This is a genomic window from Streptomyces sp. NPDC107498 (assembly GCF_055582805.1).
This window is the reverse complement of sequence record NZ_JBVJPE010000019.1, coordinates 137,797-160,948: the sequence shown is the minus strand read 5'-3', so window position 1 is coordinate 160,948 and position 23,152 is coordinate 137,797. Positions and strand designations below refer to the sequence as shown.

General features: G+C 72.9%; 17 protein-coding genes. 9 read left to right on the top strand and 8 right to left on the bottom strand.

All coding sequences use genetic code 11. From position 1 onward, the window contains the following. On the bottom strand, positions 1 to 2,153 hold a 2,153-nt coding region (locus ACZ66Z_RS28750; RefSeq protein WP_469938269.1), incomplete at its 3' end, for a homocysteine S-methyltransferase family protein. Between the two features lie 244 nt (positions 2,154 to 2,397). On the opposite strand from ACZ66Z_RS28750, the gene ACZ66Z_RS28745 reads away from it, so the two are divergent. The 6 genes from ACZ66Z_RS28745 to ACZ66Z_RS28720 all read left to right on the top strand — a co-directional run bounded on the left by ACZ66Z_RS28745 (position 2,398) and on the right by ACZ66Z_RS28720 (position 9,735). Next, entirely contained in the window at positions 2,398 to 3,162 is a 765-nt protein-coding gene (locus tag ACZ66Z_RS28745; RefSeq protein WP_469938268.1) for an IclR family transcriptional regulator, read from the top strand. Between the two features lie 254 nt (positions 3,163 to 3,416). Further along, the gene (locus ACZ66Z_RS28740) at positions 3,417 to 4,175 is read left to right on the top strand and encodes an MIP/aquaporin family protein (protein WP_469938267.1); all 759 of its coding nucleotides are present in this window, start codon (positions 3,417 to 3,419) and stop codon (positions 4,173 to 4,175) included. 34 nt (positions 4,176 to 4,209) lie between these two features. Further along, a complete protein-coding gene (glpK, locus tag ACZ66Z_RS28735) occupies positions 4,210 to 5,742 on the top strand; it encodes a glycerol kinase GlpK (RefSeq protein ID WP_469938266.1) in 1,533 nt (510 codons plus the stop codon). A 6-nt stretch (positions 5,743 to 5,748) separates the two neighbouring features. After that, entirely contained in the window at positions 5,749 to 7,353 is a 1,605-nt protein-coding gene (locus tag ACZ66Z_RS28730; protein WP_469938265.1) for a glycerol-3-phosphate dehydrogenase/oxidase, read from the top strand. A 110-nt stretch (positions 7,354 to 7,463) separates the two neighbouring features. Further along, positions 7,464 to 8,525, top strand: a complete 1,062-nt coding sequence (locus tag ACZ66Z_RS28725; protein WP_469938264.1) for an LLM class flavin-dependent oxidoreductase — start codon at positions 7,464 to 7,466, stop codon at positions 8,523 to 8,525. A gap of 154 nt (positions 8,526 to 8,679) precedes the next feature. Beyond that, positions 8,680 to 9,735 (top strand): PAC2 family protein, encoded by a 1,056-nt coding sequence (locus tag ACZ66Z_RS28720; protein ID WP_469938263.1) that lies wholly within the window; start codon positions 8,680 to 8,682, stop codon positions 9,733 to 9,735. A gap of 57 nt (positions 9,736 to 9,792) precedes the next feature. Here ACZ66Z_RS28720 and ACZ66Z_RS28715 read toward each other — a convergent pair whose 3' ends face one another. The 5 genes from ACZ66Z_RS28715 to ACZ66Z_RS28695 form a co-directional block, all read right to left on the bottom strand. Next, the gene (locus tag ACZ66Z_RS28715; RefSeq protein WP_469938262.1) at positions 9,793 to 12,849 is read right to left on the bottom strand and encodes an NPCBM/NEW2 domain-containing protein; all 3,057 of its coding nucleotides are present in this window, start codon (positions 12,847 to 12,849) and stop codon (positions 9,793 to 9,795) included. A 115-nt stretch (positions 12,850 to 12,964) separates the two neighbouring features. Continuing rightward, positions 12,965 to 14,194 (bottom strand): cysteine--1-D-myo-inosityl 2-amino-2-deoxy-alpha-D-glucopyranoside ligase, encoded by a 1,230-nt coding sequence (gene mshC, locus ACZ66Z_RS28710; protein WP_469938261.1) that lies wholly within the window; start codon positions 14,192 to 14,194, stop codon positions 12,965 to 12,967. Between the two features lie 157 nt (positions 14,195 to 14,351). Then, the gene (locus tag ACZ66Z_RS28705) at positions 14,352 to 15,155 is read right to left on the bottom strand and encodes an SCO1664 family protein (protein WP_469938260.1); all 804 of its coding nucleotides are present in this window, start codon (positions 15,153 to 15,155) and stop codon (positions 14,352 to 14,354) included. Beyond that, the gene (locus tag ACZ66Z_RS28700; RefSeq protein ID WP_093876934.1) at positions 15,152 to 15,742 is read right to left on the bottom strand and encodes a DUF3090 domain-containing protein; all 591 of its coding nucleotides are present in this window, start codon (positions 15,740 to 15,742) and stop codon (positions 15,152 to 15,154) included. The genes ACZ66Z_RS28705 and ACZ66Z_RS28700 overlap by 4 nt, the downstream gene beginning before the upstream one ends. A 66-nt stretch (positions 15,743 to 15,808) precedes the next feature. Next, positions 15,809 to 16,498 carry a histidine phosphatase family protein gene (locus tag ACZ66Z_RS28695; RefSeq protein ID WP_469938259.1) on the bottom strand — a complete coding sequence of 230 codons (690 nt, stop codon included), beginning with the start codon at positions 16,496 to 16,498 and terminating at the stop codon, positions 15,809 to 15,811. A 142-nt stretch (positions 16,499 to 16,640) separates the two neighbouring features. On the opposite strand from ACZ66Z_RS28695, the gene ACZ66Z_RS28690 reads away from it, so the two are divergent. After that, the gene (locus ACZ66Z_RS28690) at positions 16,641 to 17,633 is read left to right on the top strand and encodes a magnesium and cobalt transport protein CorA (RefSeq protein WP_469938258.1); all 993 of its coding nucleotides are present in this window, start codon (positions 16,641 to 16,643) and stop codon (positions 17,631 to 17,633) included. Positions 17,634 to 17,655: 22 nt separating this feature from the next. On the opposite strand, the gene ACZ66Z_RS28685 is transcribed toward ACZ66Z_RS28690, so the two are convergent. Together ACZ66Z_RS28685 and ACZ66Z_RS28680 are read right to left on the bottom strand one after the other, a co-directional pair. Then, the gene (locus tag ACZ66Z_RS28685; protein ID WP_469938257.1) at positions 17,656 to 18,441 is read right to left on the bottom strand and encodes a ferritin-like domain-containing protein; all 786 of its coding nucleotides are present in this window, start codon (positions 18,439 to 18,441) and stop codon (positions 17,656 to 17,658) included. Positions 18,442 to 18,684: 243 nt separating this feature from the next. Continuing rightward, complete coding sequence (locus ACZ66Z_RS28680; protein WP_469938256.1) at positions 18,685 to 19,734, bottom strand: LLM class F420-dependent oxidoreductase; 1,050 nt, start codon at positions 19,732 to 19,734, stop codon at positions 18,685 to 18,687. A 128-nt stretch (positions 19,735 to 19,862) separates the two neighbouring features. Here ACZ66Z_RS28680 and ACZ66Z_RS28675 point away from each other — a divergent pair, with 128 nt between their 5' ends. Both ACZ66Z_RS28675 and ACZ66Z_RS28670 read left to right on the top strand, forming a co-directional pair. Continuing rightward, positions 19,863 to 20,840 carry an aldo/keto reductase gene (locus ACZ66Z_RS28675; protein WP_469938255.1) on the top strand — a complete coding sequence of 326 codons (978 nt, stop codon included), beginning with the start codon at positions 19,863 to 19,865 and terminating at the stop codon, positions 20,838 to 20,840. Beyond that, the gene (locus tag ACZ66Z_RS28670; protein WP_469938254.1) at positions 20,837 to 23,116 is read left to right on the top strand and encodes a helix-hairpin-helix domain-containing protein; all 2,280 of its coding nucleotides are present in this window, start codon (positions 20,837 to 20,839) and stop codon (positions 23,114 to 23,116) included. The genes ACZ66Z_RS28675 and ACZ66Z_RS28670 overlap by 4 nt, the downstream gene beginning before the upstream one ends. Positions 23,117 to 23,152: the final 36 nt, after the last annotated feature.

Here is a 23,152-nt window from a genome sequence, read left to right as displayed (position 1 = left end):
GCGGTCTTCATCACCTCGGCGGACTGGAGCACGAACGGCAGCTGCATCTGACCGGAGCCGAACAGCTCGCCGACCGTCTTCATGCCGTCGAGGAGGGTGTCGTTGACGATGTCGAGGGCCGGGCGGGTCTGCAGGGCCTCGTCGAGGTCGGCCTCCAGGCCGTTCTTCTCGCCGTCGACGATCCGCCGCTTGAGGCGCTCGTCCAGCGGGAGGGCGAGGAGCTCCTCGGTCTTGCCGGCCTTCATCGACTTGGTGGTGGCGCCCTCGAAGAGGGCCATCAGCTTCTGCAGCGGGTCGTAGCCCTCGGCGCGCCGGTCGTGGATCAGGTCGAGGGCGGTGGTGACCTGCTCCTCGTCGAAGCGGGCGATGGGCAGGATCTTCGACGCGTGGACGATCGCCGAGTCCAGGCCCGCCTTGACGCACTCGTCGAGGAAGACCGAGTTGAGGAGGATGCGGGCGGCCGGGTTGAGGCCGAAGGAGATGTTCGACAGGCCCAGCGTGGTCTGGACGTCCGGGTGGCGGCGCTTCAGCTCGCGGATCGCCTCGATGGTGGCGACGCCGTCCTTGCGCGACTCCTCCTGACCGGTGCAGATGGTGAAGGTCAGGGTGTCGATGAGGATGTCCGACTCCCTGATGCCCCAGTTGCCGGTGAGGTCCTCGATGAGCCGTTCGGCGACGGCGACCTTGTGCTCGGCCGTCCGGGCCTGGCCCTCCTCGTCGATGGTGAGCGCGATGAGGGCGGCACCGTGCTCCTGGGCCAGTCGGGTGACCTTGGCGAAGCGGGACTCGGGGCCGTCGCCGTCCTCGTAGTTGACCGAGTTGATGACGGCCCGGCCGCCCAGCTTCTCCAGACCGGCCCGCAACACCTCCACCTCGGTGGAGTCCAGCACGATCGGCAGGGTGGAGGCGGTCGCGAAACGCCCCGCCAGCTCCCGCATGTCCGCGACGCCGTCACGGCCCACGTAGTCCACGCACAGGTCGAGCATGTGCGCACCCTCGCGGATCTGGTCCCGCGCCATCTCCACGCAGTCGTCCCAACGGGCCTCCAGCATGGCCTCGCGGAACTTCTTCGAACCGTTGGCGTTGGTCCGCTCGCCGATCGCCAGGTACGAGGTGTCCTGCCGGAAGGGCACGGTCTGGTAGAGGGAGGCGGCGCCGGGCTCGGGGCGGGGGGAGCGCTCGGGCGGGGTGAGGCCCTGGACCCGCTCGACGACCTGGCGCAGGTGCTCGGGGGTGGAGCCGCAGCAGCCGCCGACCAGGGACAGGCCGTAGTCGCGGACGAAGTTCTCCTGCGCGTCGGCCATCTCGGACGCGGTGAGCGGGAAGTACGCGCCGTCCTTGGTGAGCACGGGCAGGCCGGCGTTCGGCATGCACATGAGGGGCGTACGGGAGTGGCGGGCGAGGTAGCGCAGGTGCTCGCTCATCTCGGCGGGGCCGGTGGAGCAGTTCAGGCCGATCAGGTCGATGCCGAGGGGTTCGAGGGCGGTCAGCGCGGCGCCGATCTCGGAGCCGAGCAGCATGACGCCGGTGGTCTCGAAGGCGAGCGAACAGATCAGCGGCACGTCCACGCCCAGGGCGTCCATGGCGCGGCGCGCGCCGATGAGGCTGGACTTGGTCTGCAGCAGGTCCTGGGTCGTCTCCACGATCAGGGCGTCGGCGCCGCCGGCGAGGAGGCCCTCGGCGTTCTGCTGGTAGCCGTCGCGCAGCACGTCGTACGCGATGTGGCCGAGGGAGGGCAGCTTGGTGCCGGGGCCGATGGAGCCGAGCACCCAGCGCTGGCGGCCGTCCTCGGCCCCGAACTCGTCGGCGACCTCGCGGGCGATCCGGGCGCCCGCCTCGGAGAGCTCGAAGATCCGGTCGGCGATCTCGTACTCGCCCGCGGCCGAGTGGTTGGAGCCGAACGTGTTCGTCTCGACGCAGTCGACGCCGACCTCGAAGTACGCCGCGTGGACCGAACGGACGATGTCGGGCCGCGTGACGTTGAGGATCTCGTTGCATCCTTCGAGGTTCTGGAAGTCCTCGAGGGTGGGGTCCTGAGCCTGGAGCATGGTGCCCATGGCTCCGTCGGCGACGACGACTCGGCTTGCGAGTGCCTCGCGGAGGGCGGCGGCGCGGGTCCGGCTGTCAGCGGAAGGGGTCGGCGACGAGGCCATGGATGAGCTCCCTGGGATGCGACGGCTGTCGGCTTTGCACCCTCGGGGGAGGGTGCACGGGGCCAGCGTAACCGCGCCGGGCCCGGGGTGGACACGGCGTCCCACGGGCCGGACGGCATCCTGTGTGCGGGGACTCCCGGTCCTGCCCCTCCTTGGCCGACACTGTGTGGTGTGACGCGAGGTCGGCATCGACCGATAGTGTTCAGCATTGTCGAACAATGGGAGAAGGGTGAGGGGCCGGGCGATGGCGAAGAACATCCAGTCGCTTGAACGGGCGGCGGCCATGCTGCGACTGCTCGCGGGTGGCGAGCGCCGGCTCGGCCTGTCCGACATCGCGTCCTCGCTCGGGCTCGCCAAGGGAACGGCCCACGGCATCCTGCGCACCCTCCAGGCGGAGGGCTTCGTGGAGCAGGAGACGGCCTCGGGCCGCTACCAGCTGGGTGCGGAGCTGCTGCGGCTCGGCAACAGCTACCTGGACGTGCACGAGCTGCGGGCGCGCGCGCTGGTCTGGACGGACGACCTGGCGCGGTCCAGCGGCGAGAGCGTGCACCTGGGGGTGCTGCACCAGCGGGGCGTGCTGATCGTGCACCACGTCTTCCGGCCGGACGACAGCCGTCAGGTCCTGGAGGTGGGGGCCATGCAGCCGCTGCACTCCACGGCGCTCGGGAAGGTCCTGTCGGCGTACGACCCGGTGGCGCACAGCGAGGCGCTGGAGGTCGAGCGGGAGGCGTTCACGCCCCGGACGACCACGGAGCTCGGCGACTTCGAGTCGCTGCTCGACATGACGCGGGCCCGGGGCTGGGCGGCGGACGTGGAGGAGACCTGGGAGGGCGTGGCGTCGGTGGCGGCGCCGATCCACGACCGGCGGCGGATGCCGGTGGGCGCGGTGGCGGTCACGGGGGCCGTGGAGCGGGTCTGCCCGGGCGGGGAGCTGCGCCCCGAGCTGGTGGCGGCGGTGCGGGACTGTGCCCGCGCGGTCTCCCGGGACCTGGGGGCCAACCGCTTCTGACCGCCCGCCGCACAGAACCGAACCCGCCGGTAACGATCCCGTCATCGGCGGGTTTTTCACTTCCCAGACCCTTGACGCGCTGTTAACCCGAGGGCAAAACTTCCGTTCATCGGTCGGCATTGTCGAACACCTAACGGCAATAGGCGCTAAGGTGTGACAGTGCCAAGGGCCGGCAACGCCCTCACACGAGGGCGCGGACCACCGGAGGGACCCGGGGTTCGCCTTCCCCTGGACGAAGGACAAAGGAGTCGCGGGTGTCCAGCTCCGACATCTTCCTCGGCGAGACCATCGGTACCGCCGTACTCATTCTGCTCGGCGGCGGTGTGTGCGCCGCCGTCACGCTCAAGAGCTCCAAGGCCCGCGGCGCGGGCTGGCTCGCGATCACCTTCGGGTGGGGCTTCGCCGTCATGACGGCGGTCTACATGACCGCTTCCCTCTCGGGGGCCCATCTGAACCCCGCCGTCACGGTCGGAATCGCGATCAAGGACGGGGACTGGAGCAACGTCCCCGTCTACGTCGCGGGCCAGATGCTCGGCGCGATGATCGGCGCGGCGCTGGTCTGGGTGGCCTACTACGGCCAGTTCCGGGCGCACCTCACGGACCCGGAGACCCTCGGCGAGGAGCCGATCGAGGGTCCCGGCCCGGTGCTCGGCGTCTTCTCCACGGGTCCCGAGATCCGCAACACCTGGCAGAACCTGGCCACCGAGATCATCGGCACCGTCGTGCTGGTCCTGGCCGTGCTCACCCAGGGCCTCAACGACAGCGGCAAGGGCCTCGGCGTCATCGGCGCCCTGATCACCGCGTTCGTCGTGGTCTCCATCGGCCTCTCGCTCGGCGGTCCGACCGGTTACGCCATCAACCCGGCCCGCGACCTCGGCCCGCGCATCGTGCACGCCCTGCTCCCGCTGCCGAACAAGGGCGGCTCCGACTGGAGCTACGCCTGGATCCCGGTCGTCGGCCCGCTGATCGGTGGCGCCGTCGCCGCGGGTATCTACACCATCGCGTTCGCCTGAGCCGTCCTTCTTCGAGACCCCCTTGGAGCACACCGTGACCGACGCACACACCTCCGGCCCGTTCATCGCGGCCATCGACCAGGGCACCACCTCCTCGCGCTGCATCGTCTTCGACAAGGACGGCCGGATCGTCTCGGTCGACCAGAAGGAGCACGAGCAGATCTTCCCGAAGCCGGGCTGGGTCGAGCACGACGCCGCCGAGATCTGGACCAACGTCCAGGAGGTCGTCGCCGGCGCCCTGGAGAAGGCGAACATCACCGCCGCCGACGTCAAGGCCATCGGCATCACCAACCAGCGCGAGACCACGCTGCTCTGGGACAGGAACACCGGCGAGCCCGTCCACAACGCCCTCGTCTGGCAGGACACCCGCACCGACGCCCTCTGCAAGGAGCTCGGCCGCAACGTCGGCCAGGACCGCTTCCGCCGCGAGACCGGCCTGCCGCTCGCGAGCTACTTCTCCGGCCCGAAGGTCCGCTGGCTGCTCGACAACGTCGAGGGCCTGCGCGAGCGCGCCGAGCGCGGCGACGTCCTCTTCGGCACCATGGACTCCTGGGTCATCTGGAACCTCACGGGCGGCGTCGACGGCGGCCACCACGTCACCGACGTCACCAACGCCTCCCGCACCATGCTGATGAACCTCCACACCATGGCCTGGGACGAGAAGATCCTGCAGTCCATGGACATCCCGGCCGCCGTGCTGCCGGAGATCCGCTCCTCCGCCGAGGTGTACGGCACGGTCAAGGGCGGCATCCTCGACGGCGTCCCGGTCGCCTCCGCGCTCGGCGACCAGCAGGCCGCCCTGTTCGGCCAGACGTGTTTCGCCGAGGGCGAGGCCAAGTCCACGTACGGCACCGGCACCTTCATGCTGATGAACACCGGCGACAAGCTCATCAACTCCTACAGCGGCCTGCTGACCACGGTCGGCTACCAGATCGGCGACGCGAAGCCGGTCTACGCCCTGGAGGGCTCGATCGCCGTCACCGGTTCGCTCGTCCAGTGGATGCGCGACCAGATGGGCCTGATCAAGTCCGCCGCCGAGATCGAGACCCTCGCGTCCTCGGTCGAGGACAACGGCGGCGCCTACTTCGTGCCGGCCTTCTCCGGCCTGTTCGCCCCGTACTGGCGCTCCGACGCGCGCGGTGTCATCGCCGGCCTCACCCGGTACGTCACCAAGGCGCACATCGCCCGCGCCGTCCTGGAGGCCACCGCCTGGCAGACCCGCGAGATCACCGACGCCATGACGAAGGACTCCGGCGTCGAGCTGACCGCGCTCAAGGTCGACGGCGGCATGACCTCCAACAACCTGCTGATGCAGACCCTCTCGGACTTCCTGGACGCGCCCGTCGTGCGTCCGATGGTCGCCGAGACCACCTGCCTCGGCGCCGCCTACGCCGCCGGTCTCGCCGTCGGCTTCTGGCCGGACACCGACGCGCTGCGCGCCAACTGGCGCAGGGCGGCGGAATGGACCCCTCGCATGGACGCCGACAAGCGTGACAGCGAGTACAAGAGCTGGCTCAAGGCCGTCGAACGCTCCATGGGCTGGCTCGACGACGCATCCGAGGAGTAAGACGAGATGACCACCCTGCAGACCGTCCCTGCCCTGGGGACGCACCCGGCTGCCGGTTCCCTGCCGAGCCGCGCCGAGACCCGGGAACAGCTTGCCAAGGCGACGTACGACCTCCTGGTGATCGGGGGCGGCATCCTGGGCATCTCCACCGCCTGGCACGCCGCGCAGTCGGGCCTGCGGGTGGCCCTGGTGGACGCCGGCGACTTCGCCGGCGCCACCTCCTCCGCCTCCTCCAAGCTGCTCCACGGCGGCCTGCGCTACCTGCAGACCGGCGCGGTGAAGCTGGTCGCGGAGAACCACTTCGAGCGGCGCGCGGTCTCCCGCCAGGTGGCCCCGCACCTCGCCAACCCGCTCACCTTCTACCTGCCCGTCTACAAGGGCGGCCCGCACGGCGCGGCCAAGCTCGGCGCCGGCGTCTTCGCCTACAGCGCCCTCTCGGCCTTCGGCGACGGCGTCGGGCACCTGCTCTCCCCCGCCAAGGCCGCCCAGGACGTGCCGGAGCTGCGCACCGACAACCTGAAGGCCGTCGCCGTCTACGGCGACGACCAGATGAACGACGCCCGGATGGCGCTGATGACCGTCCGCGCCGCCGTCGCCGCCGGCGCCACCGTCCTCAACCACGCCGAGGTCACCGGCCTCCGCTTCACCCGCGGCCGGGTCACCGGCGCGGAGCTGCGGGACCGCACCACCGGCGACGAGTTCGGCGCGAACGCCCGGCTCGTGCTGAACGCGACCGGCCCGTGGGTCGACCACCTGCGCGCGATGGAGGACCCGAACGCGGCCCCGTCCATCCGCCTCTCCAAGGGCGCGCACCTGGTCCTCAAGCGGACCTCGCCGTGGAAGGCCGCGCTGGCCACCCCGATCGACAAGTACCGCATCACCTTCGCGCTCCCCTGGGAGGACATGCTGCTCCTCGGCACCACCGACGAGGAGTACGAGGGCGACCCCGGCCAGGTCGAGGTCACCGAGAAGGACACCGCCCAGATCCTGGACGAGGCCGCCTTCTCCATCCGCGACCAGCAGCTCTCCCGCGACCTGATCACGTACTCCTTCGCCGGTCTGCGGGTGCTCCCGGGCGGTCCCGGCGACACCTCCAAGGCCAAGCGCGAGACGGTCGTCACCGAGGGCCGGGGCGGCATGCTGTCGGTGGCCGGCGGCAAGTGGACGACCTTCCGCCACATCGGCCGCACGGTGATGAAGAAGCTGGAGTCCCTGCCCGGCCACCCGCTGGGCGAGGACTACGAGCCGGTGTCCGCGCTGCCGAAGCGGCTGCCGCTGCCCGGCATAGCCAACCCGAACGCGGTCGCCCACCGGCTGCTCGTCGACGGCCCGGCGCCCGGTCCGCGGATGGCCGCCGACACCGCCAGGCACCTGGCCACGCACTACGGCTCGCTCTCCTTCGACATCGCCCGGATGGCGAACGAGAACCCCGAGCTGGCCCGCCGGATCCACCCGGACGCGCCGGAGATCTGGGCGCAGGTCGCCTACGCCCGCGACCACGAGTGGGCCGAGACGGCGGACGACGTGCTGCGCCGCCGTACGACGCTGACCATCCGGGGTCTCGCGACGGACGAGATCCGCGCCGGGGTCGAGTCGATGCTGCGGAAGTAACTCCCCCGCGGACAGCGGCGATCGGGGGCGGTTCCTCGTCGAGGAGCCGCCCCCGACGCGTGCCATGCGCCGTCCACACGGCCGCAACACTCGGCGCGCACAGTGGGGGCATGAAGTTCCAGGTGCTCTCGATCGTCCACCACTCCCCTCATCCGCTCACCGGCGAACTGCTGTCCGCCGCCGACCGGTTGGAGCAGGTCGTCGCGCTCGGCGAGACCGCCGAACGGCTCGGCTTCGACGCGTACGCGGTCGGCGAGCGGCACGCGGGCGCGTTCCTCTCCTCGTCCCCGACCGTGCTGCTCTCCGCCCTGGCCGCCCGCACCAGCCGGATCCGGCTGCTCACCGGCGTCACCGTGCTCGCGATCCTCGACCCCGTCCGGGTCGCCGAGGACTACGCCACGCTCGACCAGCTCTCCCGCGGTCGGCTCGAACTCGTCGTCGGCAAGGGCGCGGAGGCCGGTCACTTCGACCTCTTCGGCCTGGACGAGGAGCGGCAGTGGGACCTCCAGAAGGAGAAGTACGAGCTGCTGCGCCGGCTCTGGACGGAGGAGGGCGTCGACTGGGAGGGCGAGTTCCGGCCCCCGCTGAAGAACGTGACCACGGTCCCGCGGCCGTACGCCGGCCCGCCCCGGATCTGGCACGGCTCGGCCACCAGTCTCAACTCCCCCGAGCTGGCGGCGAAGCACGGTGATCCGCTCTTCACCGCCAATGCGATCCAGCCGCGCGAGGCGTACGCGCGGCTCATCGCCCACTACCGCGAGAAGTTCGAGGAGTACGGGCACGATCCGGCCCACGCGCGCGTGGCGGCCGGTTCCGGCGGGCTGCTCGTCGCCGACACCCCCGAGCAGGCGGTGAGCCGGTACAAGGAGCTGTACGAGGCGAGGGTGCGGCAGAGCTTCAAGCCGCACCTGGAGGGGAAGGCCGGGTACAACACCCCCTTCCGCACGATCGAGGACGCGATCGCGGACGGCCCCCAGCTGATCGGCTCGCCGCAGCAGATCATCGACAAGATCCTCGGCTACCACGAGCACTACGGGCACGACCTGCAGTCCGTCACGGTCGACACCTTCGGCCAGTCGACGGCCGAGCAGACCGAGACGCTCCAGCGCTTCGCCGAGGAGATCGCGCCCGTCGTGCGGAGGGAGGCGCCGAGCACCCTCTGGGAGGAGTGAGGGGAGGTGCGGGAGCGCCGTGTGGGGAGGCGAATTCCTGGGTAGTCGATCAAGGCCGCACGGGTTTTCGGGGACGTCCGGGGACTGCGGGCGGACCACCGGAAAGCCGTAAGGTGGGGCCGTACGACAGGAACTTCGAATAAGGAGGCGCTGGGTGATCGAGCTCGAGGGGGTACCCGAGCTGATCGACCCGGTCATGGTGGCAGCGTTCGAGGGCTGGAACGACGCCGGCGACGCCGCCTCCACCGCGGTCGCCCACCTGGACCGGGAATGGAAGGGCGAGGTGTTCGCGGCGCTCGACGCCGAGGACTACTACGACTTCCAGGTCAACCGCCCCACAGTCTTCCTGGACAACGGCGTCCGGAAGATCACCTGGCCGACGACCCGGCTCTCCGTGGTCCGGGTCGGCGGCGAGAAACCCCGCGACCTGGTGCTTGTGCGCGGGATCGAGCCGTCGATGCGCTGGCGCTCCTTCTGCAACGAGCTGCTCGCCTTCGCGCACGAGCTGGGCGTGGAGATGGTGGTGATCCTGGGCGCGCTGCTCGGGGACACCCCGCACACCCGGCCGGTCCCGGTCAGCGGAGTGACCTCCGATCCGGACCTGGCGCGGACGATGGACCTGGAGGAGACCCGGTACGAGGGCCCGACGGGCATCGTGGGCATCCTCCAGGAGGCCTGCACGCACGCGGGCGTGCCGGCGGTGAGCCTGTGGGCGGCGGTGCCGCACTACGTGTCGCAGCCGCCGAACCCCAAGGCGACCCTGGCGCTCCTCAACCGCCTGGAGGACCTGATCGGGCTGCGGATCCCGCTGGGCGAGCTGCCGGAGGACGCGCGGGCCTGGCAGCTGGGCGTGGACCAGCTGGCCGCCGAGGACAGCGAGGTCGCCGAGTACGTGCAGACCCTGGAGGAGGCGCGGGACACGGCGGAGCTGCCGGAGGCCTCGGGCGAGGCGATCGCCCGCGAGTTCGAGCGGTATCTGCGGCGGCGCGAGCCGGGCACGGGGCCGGGCTCCGGCCCGGGGGTGGCCACGGAGGGCGGCGACTTCCTGCGGGACCCGGGGAGCGGCCGGACCCGCCCGCCGAAGCCGGAGCGGCCGGGCCCGGAGGCGGTGCCGGGGACGGGCCCGGGGACCGGACCGGAGCCCCCGTCCGACCCCGCGGAGACCGAGGACGACGGGGACGCCGGCGAGACCGGAGAGACCCGGGAGTAGCCGTACGGGAGGGGTGGCGCGGCCGCCCCTCCCGTACCGCGTTCCGGGCCCCGGGCGTCAGGCGCAGCCGAACCTGGCCGCCGCCCAGTCGCCGTGGTCGCCGCTCTTCGACCCGTTGGTGTCCGTGATCCGCAGCCGCACGTGCCGGGCGCCGGTCACGTCGACGTTCACGGGCAGGGTCTCGGAGGCCCCGGTCAGCCGGGGCGAGGTCCACAGGACCCGGCCGTCGGCCTCGACGGAGAAGGCCACGTCCCCGTAGCCGTTGATCTCGTCGTCGATGCCGACGTCGGCGGTGAAGGTGGTGCAGCGGCCGCCGAGGTAGACCTCGATGTCGGAGTCGGCGTGGGCGCCGACGCCCTTCTCGTAGGTCTGCCCGGCCAGGGTGAGGGGCTGGCCGTCGGCGGCGCCGGACTCGCCGTTGGAGCGGTCGCGCTCGGGCGGCCCCCAGCCGTTGGTCGCGCGCAGCCAGGCGAGGTCGCTCGCCCAGGCGTCGGCCGTCGGCGCCGGGGGCATCACCCCGAGCGCGAACCGCTGGACGGCCGTGCGGTCGGTCCCCGCGGCGCGGTGGCGGGCGGTCGCCGTGAGGGTGGCCTCGCCGGGCTTCGCGTCGGCCGCCGGGGTGACGGCGACCTCGACCCGGCGGGTGGTGCCGGCCGGGACGCGGGCGATCGGGGCGGCCGGGGTGACCTGCCAGCCGGCCGGGGCGTCCAGGGAGACCCGGACGTCGGTGGCGTCCCGGGTGCCCGCGGTGACGTCCACGGCGACGGTGCCGGGCGTGCCGGCGCCGAGCTCCTGCCCGGTGGGGGCGGCGAGGGCGGCGGAGGCGCCGGGGACGGCCCCGCCGACGGCGCTGGTGTCGGTCAGGCGCAGTTCGAAGGCGCGGTCGGTGGGCAGGGCGGTGGTCTTGATCCGGACCACTCCCCCGCGCTCGTCGCGGTCGTACCACCAGCCCCGGCCGGCCGCGTCGAAGGCGGCGCGGGAGGCGAGGGCGGGGAGTGCGCGTCCGTCGAGCCTCACCGTGCCGGGGGCGTCGCCGGTGTGGACGGTGAGGGCGTACGGCCGGGCGGCGGGCTTGCCGGTGTAGGTGCCGGTGCTCGCGCCGATCCGGACGGTGACGTCGCCGGGGCCGGACCGGGGGGCCCGGACCTCGGCGCGTTGGGTGGCGTACTTCCCGGTGCGGTGCTCGCGGGTGACGCCGTCGTCCTCGTACAGCTCGAAGGAGGAGTCGCCCTGCGGGTAGACGTCCCAGGCGAGCGGGTCGCCGGGGGCGCGGTCCTGGTACGAGCGGATGGACCCGGGCCACATGGGGACGGCCGCCCCGGCCCGTACGAAGAGGGGCAGGGTGTCGAGCGGGGCGCTGTAGTCGTCGAGGGTGAGCGGTCCCTCGTGGACGCGCCCGTTCCAGTAGTCGATCCAGGTGCCCTTGGGGAGGTAGATGCCGTCGCGCTCCACGGCGTCCTGGTGGACGGGGGCGACGAGGAAGTCCTCGCCGCTGAGGAACTCGTACTTCGCCGCCTCGGTCGCGGCCTTCGGGTCGTCCGGGTATTCGAGGGCGAGCGGCCGGGCGAGGCCGACGCCGCTCTTCGTGGCCTTGTACGCGTGGCTGTAGACGTACGGGAGCAGGGCCTCGTGGAGCTTGAGCGAGGCGCGGTTGATCGTGGTGTACGGCTCGCCGTACCGGAAGGGCTGCTTGTCGTTGGCGGCCCAGCCGTCCATGGTCATGGTGACGGGCAGGAACGTCTTCCACTGGAGGTCGCGGGTGTACGTCTTGGCGCTGCCGCCGAAGATGCCGTCGACGTCACCCGTGGTGTAGGCGAGTCCGGACATGGACGCGCCCGCGTAGGTGGGGATCTGCCAGCGGATGTACTCCCAGCTGCCGGACTGGTCGCCGGACCACTGGACGCCGCAGCGCTGGGCGCCGGACCAGCTCTCCGGGGCCCAGGTGAAGCCGCGGGCGTCGCTGTTGGCCTCGATGCCGGCGTGGGCGTCCTTGCAGCCGTCGAGGGCGAACTTGTAGCCGTCGCCGACCCAGGCGACGTCGAGCTTGGCGACCCGCTGGCCGGCCTTCACCTGGTCGGCGAGCTTGTCGATGCCGTCCTCGGTCCACAGCCCGAGCTTCATCTTCCGCTCGCCGAGGCCCGCGGTGGTCTCGGCGAGGTTCTCGTAGCCGCAGCCGTAGCCGTCGTTGACGAGCATCCAGCCGTTGGGCATGTCGTGCCGGACGTAGCCGTCGGCGATCCCCAGGGCGTCGAGCGTGTGGCGCTCGCCCCGGTTGGCGTTGTGCAGGTAGCAGTCGGAGTCGCCGATCTCCAGGCCGTACACCGGCGGCATGAAGGGCTTGCCGGTGAGCCGGGTGTACTGGCCGATGACGTCCTTGAGGGCGTCCTTCCCGGCGCCCGCGAAGTAGTAGGCGTCGAAGCGCCGTTCCTTCGCGCTGGTGGTGACGGGCTCGGTGAAGGCGTACGTGTTGGGCGCGTAGGTGTTGCGGTAGACGCCGTAGCCGGCGGAGGAGAGGTAGAAGGGGACGGAGTTGGGGTGGCCGCCGTCGTTCCAGTTGTAGTCGACGCCCACCTCGACGGTCTTGCCGCGGTGGGAGGTGTTGCCGCGGCCGTTCTGCATCCCGGCGCCGTAGAACTGCTCGTCGGCGCCGCGGGCGAGGGTCTGGACGGTGCGGTCCTGGTTCCAGGTGAGGCCCTGGGTCTCGGTCCAGAGCGGGGTGCCGTCGGCGCGTACGGCCGAGAAGCGCAGCGGTGACTTGGCGGCGCGCAGGGTCACCTCGGCGGTGGCGAGTTCGTACCGGTCGCCGAGGTCGCGCCAGCGGGTGGCCGGGGGCGGGCCCTGGGGCAGCGTGATGTCGGTGCCGGTGGGGTCGGTGAACTTCCCGTCGGGGGCGAGTTCGATGCGGAAGGTGTCGGCGGTGACGAAGGAGACGCGGGCCTCCGTGTGGCCGGCGGTCAGCCGGTAGACGGCTCCGTCGGCGGCGAAGCCGGTGACCTCGCCGACGGTGGTGTCGGACGGTTCGGCCGTGGCGGTGGCTCCGGGTCCCGCGAGGGTGGCGACGAACCCGAGGAGTGCACCGACGACTGCTGCTCTCATGCGCATTGATGATTGCATGAGGCCTATTTAGCGCAGATTCGAGCATTGCGACAGGACAAAAAGGAACCGCCCTCGGACTTCGTCGGGAAGTCCAAGGGCGGTCACTCAAAAGGAAGTTGTTCTTCCGGTACGACTACAGGGCGACGCCCAGGAGGGCGTCGACGGCGCGCGAGACGAGACCGGGGGCGGACTCGTCCGTGCCGCCCCCGGCCGTCTGGAGCTCGGCCCAGCGGTCGACCGCGGCGAGCGCGGCGGGCGTGTCCAGGTCGTCGGAGAGGGCCTCGCGGAGCTCCTCGACGAGCGCGTCGGCGGACGGGCCGTCGGGGCGCGAGACGGCGGCGCGCCAGCGGCCGAGCCGCTCCACGGCCGTCTCCAGGACCCGGTCGGTCCACTCCCAGTCGTCGCGGTAGCGGTGCGAGAGGAGCGCGAGCCGGATGGCGGCCGGGTCGACGCCGTCGCGGCGGAGCGCGGAGACGAAGACCAGGTTGCCCTTGGACTTCGACATCTTCTCGCCGTGCAGGGCGACCATGCCGGCGTGGACGTACGCCGTGGCCATGGGGAACTCGCCGGTGAGGGCCTGGGCGTGGGAGGCGCCCATCTCGTGGTGCGGGAAGATCAGGTCGGAGCCGCCGCCCTGCACGTCGAAGCCCATGCCGAGGTGGTCGAGGGCGATGGCGACGCACTCGATGTGCCAGCCGGGGCGGCCGGGGCCGAGGCTGCCGCCGTCCCAGCTCGGCTCGCCCTCGCGGGCGGCCATCCACAGCATCGGGTCGAGCGGGTTCTTCTTGCCCGGACGGTCCGGGTCGCCGCCGCGCTCGGCGGAGAGGTGGCGCATCAGCTCGGTGTCGTAGTGCGACACCTGGCCGAAGTGCGGGTCGGCCTCGACGGAGAAGTAGATGTCGCCGTCGAGCTCGTAGGCGGCGCCGGAGTCCCGGAGCCGCTCGACGAGCGGGACGATGCCCGGTATGGCCTCGACCGCGCCGATGTAGTGCTGCGGGGGCAGCATCCGCAGGGCGGTCATGTCCTCGCGGAAGAGGGCGGTCTCGCGCTCGGCGAGGCCGACCCAGTCGATGCCGTCGCGGAGCGCGCGCTCCAGGAGCGGGTCGTCGACGTCCGTCACGTTCTGGACGTAGTGCACCTGCCGCTTGGTGTCGAGCCACACGCGCTGAACGAGGTCGAACGCGTTGTAGGTCGCCGCGTGACCCATGTGGGTCGCGTCGTACGGCGTGATGCCGCAGACGTAGATACGGGCGACGGGGCCGGGGGCGAGGGTCACTCGTCCACCGGTCGCGGTGTCGTGGATCCGGAGGTCGCGGCCCTTGCCGGGAAGGGCGGGGACCTCAGAAGCGGGCCAGGCATGCATGACCCGAGCGTAACCGGACAGGTGTTCCGGATACGAACCGGATCCGGGATCTTGACCGATTAGGCGCCCTTGCGGGTCGGAGGTGTGCGTGCATACCCCCCAGGGGTGCAGGCCCCCCGGAACGCCCTGGCCGAAAACGATCGGCCGGGCCGGGAGCTCAGACGGGCGGCCAGGGGATCGCGGGCCACTGCCCCGAGGGCTCCGGGTGCCGCCCGGTGGCCCGCAGCGCCCCCACGCGGGCGCGTACGGCCGCGACCTCGGCGCCGGTCAGGAGTTCCGCCAGTCGGGTGGCGAGCGGCGCTCCCGGGGCCAGGGACCGGTCGAGCGAGTCGAGCACGCCGGCCGCCTCGGCGGGCAGTTCCTCGCCCGCCCAGCCCCACAGCAGCGTGCGCAGCTTGTCCTCGACGTGGAAGGTCACCCCGTGGTCGATGCCGTACAGCCGACCGTCGGGGGCCGGCAGCAGATGGCCGCCCTTGCGGTCGCCGTTGTTGATGACGGCGTCCAGGACGGCGAGCCGACGCAGCTCGGGGGTGTCCGCGTGGACGAGGAGCGCGGTGCGGTCCTCGTCGATCTGCGCGGGCCCCACGGCCTTCCAGCCCTCGCCCGCCTCCTCGTCCTCGGTGAGCGCCAGGAGCCGCGCCTCGGGGTCGGCCTCGATCCACAGCTGGACCATGCCCTCCCCGTACGGGCCGTCGCGCAGCACGGTCGGCGGGACCAGGCCCCAGCCGGTGGCCTCGGAGATCTCGTACGCGGCGACCTCGCGCTGGGCCAGGGTGCCGTCGGGGAAGTCCCACAGGGGCCGTTCCCCCGCGACCGGCTTGTAGACGCAGGCGGCTTCCCGGCCCTCGTGGGCGACGGAGCAGTACAGCACGGCGTTGGACGCCTCTCGGACCCGGCCGCGCACGGTCAGCTCACCGCGCGCGAGCAGCTCCGTGTCGCGCGCGCTCTCGGGGCTGCTCATGCTCCGCGACGGTATCCGTTCTGACGCGGGCAGACGTGCCCCTCCGGGTCGAGCGGCAGGCTGCACAGCGGGCACGGCGGCCGGCCGGCGTTGACGACGTCCAGGGCCCGCTTGGCGAAGGCCCGGGCCTGGGCCCCGCTGAGGCGGACCCGGAGCATCGGCGGGCCGTTCTCCTCGTCCTGGAGCAGCCGCTCCTCGGCCTCGGCGAGGTCCTCCTCGGAATCCACGTCGAGCTCGACGAGCGCCTGGGCCTCGACGATCATGCGCTGCTCCTCGCCGTCCCAGGCGAGGGCCATGGTGCCGACCCGGAACTCCTCCTCGACGGGCACGTCGAGGGGGGCCGTGTCGGCGATCTCCGCGGGGGCGACGGCGGGCACGGGCGCGTTGCCCCCGGTGCGGCGGACGACCTCGTCGAGGAGTTCGTCGATGCGCTCGGCGAGGGCCGCGACCTGGGTCTTCTCCAGGGCGACGCTGGTGACCCGGCCGCCGGCGGACGCCTGGAGGAAGAAGGTCCGGCGGCCAGGCAGCCCGACCGTGCCGGCCACGAAACGCTCCGGCGGGTCGTAGAGGAACACCTGACGGGACACGTTCCCGGCTCCTTGGGTCTCGACAGTCGTACTACAGCGGCGCGTCCACCCTACTGCGCAAGAGGATCACGGTGCGCCCGCACCGCCACCGACCTCCGCGGTCCCGCTGCCGCCGGGGTGCTCCCGGGGGGCGAAACCGGCGAAGTCCCCGGTGTCGCCGAGGCGGAGGAGGAAGGGACGCAGGCGCGTGTAGCGGATCGCCGTGACCGAGCAGGGGTCGACGTGGATGCGCTGGAAGAGGTCGAGGTGGAGCCCGAGGGCGTCGGCGACGATCGCCTTCACGATGTCCCCGTGGGAGCACATGAGGTACGTGGCGTCCTCGCCGTGCTCGGCCTCGACGCGGGCGTTCCAGTCCCGCACGGCCTCGACGGCGCGGTGCTGCATGGCGCGCATGGACTCGCCTCCGGGGAAGGCGGCGGCGGAGGCGTGCCCCTGGACGACCTCCATCAGCGGCTCGTCGTTGAGTTCCGCCAGCTTGCGGCCGGACCAGTCGCCGTAGTCGCACTCGCTGATCCGGTCCTCGACGTGGAGCGGGAGGCCGGGACGGGCGTCGAGGAGCGGCCGCAGGGTCTCCCGGCAGCGCTGGAGGGGGCTGGTGACGGCCGCGGCGAGCGGGACGTCCGCGAGGCGCCCGGGGAGGGCGGCGGCCTGGGCGGCCCCGCGCTCGTCGAGCGCGATCCCGGGCGTGCGCCCGGCGAGGACCCCGGAGGTGTTGGCGGTGGAGCGTCCGTGCCGGACGAGGATCAGCGTGGCCATGCGGGCCAGCCTAGGGGGTGCGGGGGCGGGGCGGGCGGGTGCGCGGGGTGGCCGCCCGGGACCGGTCGCCGCGCGCGTGCGTGACGGGACCCACCGGGACCGGCCGGCGCGCGCGTGCGTGGCGGAGGCGTTCCGGGGCAGAATGCGCCGCGTGATCGTGGACTCTGCCATCTACCGGGACGGGCGCCGTACGGACGGCCCCGCCGACCTCTCCGACGCCCTGGCGGAGGCGCGGGCGACGGGGGACGCGTTCCTGTGGGTGGGCCTGCACGAGCCCTCGGAGGCCGAGTTCGACCACGTCGCCTCGGAGTTCGCGCTGCACCCACTGGCCGTCGAGGACGCCTTGAAGGCCCACCAGCGGCCCAAGCTGGAGGTCTACGACGACTCGCTCTTCGCGGTGCTCAAGCCGATCGTGTACGAGCCGCGGAGCGACCGGGTGTCCTCGGGCGAGCTGATGGTGTTCATGGGCGACTCGTTCGTCGTGACCGTCCGGCACGGCGAGGGCGCGCCGCTCGCGGAGGTGCGCCGGCGCCTGGAGGCCGACCCGGAGGTCCTGAAGCACGGCCCGACGGCGGTGCTGTACGCGGTGAGCGACGCGATCGTGGACCACTACCTCGACGTGGCCGGCGAGCTCCAGGTCGACCTGGAGGAGCTGGAGGCGGACGTCTTCGCGCCCAGCGGGAGCAACCCGGCCAACACGGCGGAGCGGATCTACACGGCGAAGCGGCAGGTCCTGGAGTTCCGGCGGGCGAGCGGCCCGCTGGCCGGACCGATGGCGCGACTGACGGCCGGCACGGTGCCGTTCGTGAACGAACGCTCGCAGCCCTTCTTCCGTGACGTCAACGACCACCTGTTGCGCTCCAACGAGCAGGTGGAGGGCCTCGACCGGCTCCTGTCGGACGTGCTGTCGGCCCATCTCGCGCAGATGGGGGTCCGGCAGAACGACGACATGCGGAAGATCTCGGCGTGGGCGGCCATGGCCGCGGTCCCCACGATGGTCGCGGGGATCTACGGGATGAACTTCGAGCACATGCCGGAGCTGCACTGGGCGGGCTCGTACCCGGCGGTGATCGTGGTGATGACGGGCATCGTCGTCGCGCTGTACCGGGTGTTCAAGCGGCGCGGCTGGATGTGAGGCCCGTCCCCGTCGGGTGCGCTCAGAAGGCGGGGGCGGGCGTCGCGGGGCCGCCGAGGGCGTCCAGCCGCTCGGGCATCCGCAGGTCGACCATCCGGTGCCAGCCGGCGACGCGCTCGTACGCGTACATGGCGTGGATCCCGGCGGCGAGGGCGGCCGCCTTGGGCTTCGGCCAGTTCAGGATGCGGCCCATGTGGCGCATCACGGCGAGGCTGACGTCGCGGTAGACCTGGATCTCGGTGAGGGCGGACTCGCGCAGGGTCCGCTGGATGAGCCGGCCGTGGCCCCGGCGGGCGAGCCGGAGCAGTTCCTCGTGACAGTAGGCGAGGTGGTTGGCCTCGTCGTCGTCGATCATGTGGATGGCCTTGCCCAGTTCGGGGTGGTCCCCGAAGTACGTGACGAGCATGTCCATCTGGTCGGCGGCGCGCTGCTCGGTGACCCGGCTGTGGGCGAGGTAGACGATGACGTCGTCCTCGGTCAGCGGCCGGTCGGCGCGGAGCTTGTCGTGCGCGAGGCCGATGCCGCGGTGTTCGAGCAGCATCGTGTAGTCGGTGTCGGGAGGCACGGGGACGGGTTCGAGACCGCGCTTCTTCATCAACGCGTTGAAGATCCGGCCGTGCTTGTCCTCGTCGGCGCCGTGCCGGGTGATCTTGGGCGCGAGGGCGCGCATGCCGGGTGCGACGAGGGCCGCGATCCGGGCGTTCTCCCAGCCGCCCTGGGTCTCGCCGCTCGCGGCGATGGAGCAGAAGAGCCGGAAGGACTCGTCGTTGTCGATGATTTCCTGGAACAGGCCCTTGGCCGTGAGCATCGCCGCCACCTCCGTGCGGACGTCCGCACTCCGGTACGTCCGGGGAGAACGAGTCAAGTCGGCTCCCGGGCGGCGGGCAACAGGAGGGTGCGGCGACTCGGCCGAAAGAGTGAGGCCCGTGGGCGTAACCGGGGGCCCGGTGGAGCGTTGTGCTGCATGACGGCCGTGGCGGGGAAGACCCCCGAGCCCCCACCACGGCCGCAGGCTCCCTTTCCGACGGCGCTCCCGGTGCCGCTCCGGGCGTCACGCCAGGCCCGCGCGCTCCATCGCCTCGACGCCCGCCCGCAGGGCCGCCACCCGCTCGTCCAGGGTGAAGCCGGCCGGCGCGAGGGTGAGGGTGGTGACCCCGGCCTCCGCGTAGGCCGTCATCCGCTCGGCGATCCGTTCGACGGAGCCGAGCAGGGTGGTCCGGTCGATCAGGGAGTGGGGCACGGCGGCCGCGGCGCCGGCCTTGTCGCCGGCCAGGTACTTGTCCTGGATCTCGGCGGCCTCCTTCTCGTACCCCATGCGCCGGGCGAGCTGGTTGTAGAAGTTCTGCTTGCGGCTGCCCATGCCGCCGACGTACAGCGCGGTGTACGGCCGGAACACGTCGGCGAGCGCGGTCACGTCGTCGCCGAGGGCGAGCGGCAGGGTGGGACAGACGTCGAAGCCGTCCATGGTCAGACCGGCCTTCTCGCGGCCCGCGCGCAGGTGCCGGAGCGCGGTGTCCTCCAGGTGCTCGGCGGAGGGGAAGATCAGCAGGGCGCCGTCGGCGATCTCGCCGGTCTGCTCCAGGTTCTTCGGACCGATCGCGGCGATGTAGAGCGGGATGTGCTCGCGCTGGGGGTGCACGGTGAGCTTGATCGGCTTGCCCGGGCCGTCGGGGAGCGGCAGGGTCCAGTGCTCGCCGTCGTAGCTGAGCCGCTCGCGGGTCATGGCCCTGCGGACGATCTCGACGTACTCGCGGGTCCGGGCGAGCGGCTTGTCGAACTTCACTCCGTACCAGCCCTCGGAGACCTGCGGTCCGGAGACGCCGAGGCCGAGGCGGAAGCGACCGCCGGTGAGCGAGTCGAGGGTGGCCGCCGTCATCGCCGTCATGGCGGGCTGGCGGGCCGGGATCTGCATGATCGCGGAGCCGACGTCGATCCGTTCGGTCTTCGCCGCGACCCAGGCGAGCACGGTGGGGGCGTCGGAGCCGTAGGCCTCGGCGGCCCAGCAGACGTCGTAGCCGAGGCGGTCCGCCTCCTGGGCGACGGCGAGGTTGTCGCCGTCCATGCCGGCGCCCCAGTAGCCGAGGTTGATGCCGAGTCGCATTCCACGCACCCCTTACCCGTCGGTAACGTCTCTTGGGCCGGACTCTAGCGCGCGTGCGGGCCGTCCGTCAGGACACGGTTGTCCACAGGCTCTCTCCGCGTGGTGCCCTGGCCAGTAATCTCGCGCCCATGGAGCAGAGGCATCTCGGACGTACCGGCCTGCGTGTGTCGCGCATCGGACTCGGCACCCTCACCTGGGGCCGGGACACCGACGAGCACGACGCCGCCGAGCAGTTGAAGGCGTTCTGGGACGCGGGCGGCACCCTCGTGGACACCGCCGACGTGTACGGCGGGGGCGAGGCGGAGTATCTGCTCGGGCGCCTGATGGAGCGCCTGGTGCCCCGGCAGGACCTCGTCCTGTCCACCAAGGCGGGCAGCGTCCCGGACCCCGACCGGCGCACGGACGGCTCGCGCGGGCACCTGCTCGCCGCGCTCGACGCCTCCCTGACCCGTCTGGGCACGGACCACGTGGACCTGTGGCAGCTGCACGCCTTCGACCCGCACACGCCCCTGGAGGAGTCGCTCCAGGCCCTCGACATCGCGGTGCGCAGCGGGCGGGCGCGGTACGCGGGCGTGTCGAACTTCTGCGGCTGGCAGCTCGCCAAGGCGGGCACCTGGCAGCTCGGCGGCGACCGCACGCGGCTCGCCGGTGCGCAGCTGGAGTACTCGCTGCTCCAGCGGGGCGTCGAACGGGAGGTGCTGCCGGCCGCGATGGACCTCGGCATAGGCCTGCTGCCCTCGTCCCCGCTGGGGCGGGGGGTCCTGACGGGGAAGTACCGCGGCGGCACGCCGACGGACTCGCGGGGCGCCTCGGAGACGATGGCGCCCTTCGTGGAGCCGTACCTGGACGAGGCGGCGGGCCGGATCGTGGACGCGGTGGCGACGGCGGCCGACGGGCTCGCGACGACCCCGCTCCACGTGGCGCTCGCGTGGGTCCGCGACCGGCCCGGGGTGACCGCGCCGATCGTCGGGGCCCGCACGGCGCGGCAGCTCGCGACCGCGTTGTCAGTGGAGGCCCTTAGTCTTCCTGACGAGATCTGTCGGGCGCTGGACGATGTGTCGGCGCCCGTGCACCGCTATCCGGATCACGACTGGAGCACCTTGTGACCGAGCCTTCCGGGGAGACCGCGCCCGAGGCCGCGGAGCCCACCGAGGACCTGCGGGAGGAGGTCGCCGGGACCCCGGCCCCCGACGCGGCCGAGGAACCGGCTTCCACCGAGGGGCCGGGGACGACCGAAGAGCCCGGTACGGACGGGGAGCCCGCCTCCCCCGAACAGCCGGGAGCGGCCGGGGAGCCGATGACGGCCGAGGGGCCGGAGGCCGCCGAAGAACCGGAGCCCGCCGAGGAGCCGGAGGCCGCCGGGCGGTCGGGCGACGGCGAGGCGGCGGGGGCGGCCGAGGGCGACGGCGGTCCCGAGGTGAGCGACGCGCAGGCCGAGCTCGCCGCGCAGCGGGAGCTGCGGGCCAGGATCGAGGCCCGGAAGGCCGAGAAGGGCGGTCCGGTGGAGAGCGGCGCCAAGCTGAGCGGCACCGCGGCCGACCTCCTCGCCGCCGTCCGGGCCGTCGAGGGCGGCGCCGCCTCGGGCAGCGCGTTCTACGAGGCACCCGAGCCCGCACCCCGCCCCGCCACCGAGCCGGCCCCTGCGGCGACCGTGCGGCCCCCCGCACCGGAGCGGCCGACGGCTCCGGCGCCCGGCACCACGGCCGCCGTGCGCGAGGTCCTCGCAGAGGGCGGCGCCCCGGAGGCGCTGGCCGACCGGGTCGCCGCCGTGCTCGGCGAGGGCGCGGCCCCGGCGCTGCGCGAGGACCCGTGGCAGCTGCTCGTGGTGCCGGGGGTCCGGCCGGAGCAGGCCGACGGCTTCGCGCGGGCGCTGCTCGGCCCCGCGTGCGGCCCCGACGACCCGCGCCGCGCGGTCGCCCTGACCGTGTGGCTCCTGGAGCGGGCCGCCGCCCAGGGGCACACGGCCCTGGAGGTCCGGGCCGTGTGCGCCGGGCTCGCCGGGCACGCGGTGCCCGATCCGGAGCAGGCGGTCGAGACGGCGGTCTCCGAGGGCGCGGTCCTCCTCTTCCAGGAGGAGGAGACGGCGGAGGAGCCCGAGGGCGACGAGGACACCGAGGAGGCTCCCGCGCCCGCCGCGGAGCGGGAGCCCGCCGCGCCCCCGCTGCTCGGACTCGACCGGTACGCGCTGGCGGAGGAGAGCCTCGCCGACGGACTCGCCCGGCTGGTCAGGACGGCGAAGGCCGACGCCTGGGAGGGCGGCGAGCTGGAGCGCGCCGTCGGGGCGCACGGCCTCGTCCTGCACACGGGCGGGGAGGCCGCCCGCGCCGAACCGGTGGCGCTCGCCGCGGCGGCCCGTGAGCGGGGACTGCGCACCCTGGTGGCCGTCCACGCGGACGGCGGGCGTCGCGCGCTCGGCGCCGGGGTGGACGCGGTCACGGTCGCCGACCTGCTCTCCGGGGCCGTCGGCCCCGGCCGCGACGAGGACGGCGCGCTCGCCCTGGACCTGCTCGTGGTCCTCGACGCCCCGCAGCTGGACGTGGAGGCGGGCGCGATGCTCGTGGAGTCGCTGCCGGACGGCTGCCGTCTGGTGCTGAGCGGCGATCCGGAGGTGCTCGGCGCACCGGGCGCGGGCCGGGTCTTCGCGGACGTGCTCGCGTCCCGGGTGTGCCCGCGGATCGCCTCCCGCGTCCCCGACCCGGGACCGCTCGGCGAGCTGGTGTCGGGCATCGGCGTCGGCGAGCTGAACCAGGTCGAGGCCCCCGGCAAGGAGGTCGTGATCGTCCCGGTGCGGGACGCGGGCGAGGCCGTGCACCGCACGGTCCAGCTGGTGGCGGACTCGGTGCCCCGGGCGCTCGGGGTGCCGTCCGAGCAGACGCAGGTCGTCACGGTCGGCCACGGCGGCTCCGCCGGCACGCGCGCGCTGAACGCCGCCCTGAAGCAGCGGCTCAATCCCGGGCCCGGCCGGTTCGGCGGCTACGACCCCGGGGACCGGGTGGCGTACGCGCCCGCGCCGGGGCGCACGGTGACGGGCACGGTCCTCGCGGCCGACGCCGGGGGACTGCGGCTGCGCTGCGGGCACGACGAGCTCCTCGTGCCGAGGGACCGGGTGGAGTCGGCGCTGCGGCACGGCTGGGCGCTCACCGCGCACCAGGCGGCCGGGACCCGCTGGCCCGCGGTGGTGGTGGTGCTGCCCGGGGACGCGGCGGGCGGCCTGAGCCGGTCGTGGGTGTACACGGCCTTCGGTCGGGCGGAGCGCCATCTGTCGGTCGTGCACGGCGTGGACCAGGCGCTGCCGCGCGCGGTGGCCGAGGGGGTGGCCCCGGAGCGCACGACGCGGCTGCGCCCGCTCCTGGAGGCACTGCTGGCCGCCGACGGGGAGTAGGTCGAAACGCGGGAGGGCCGGGGCGCCGCGCGCGCT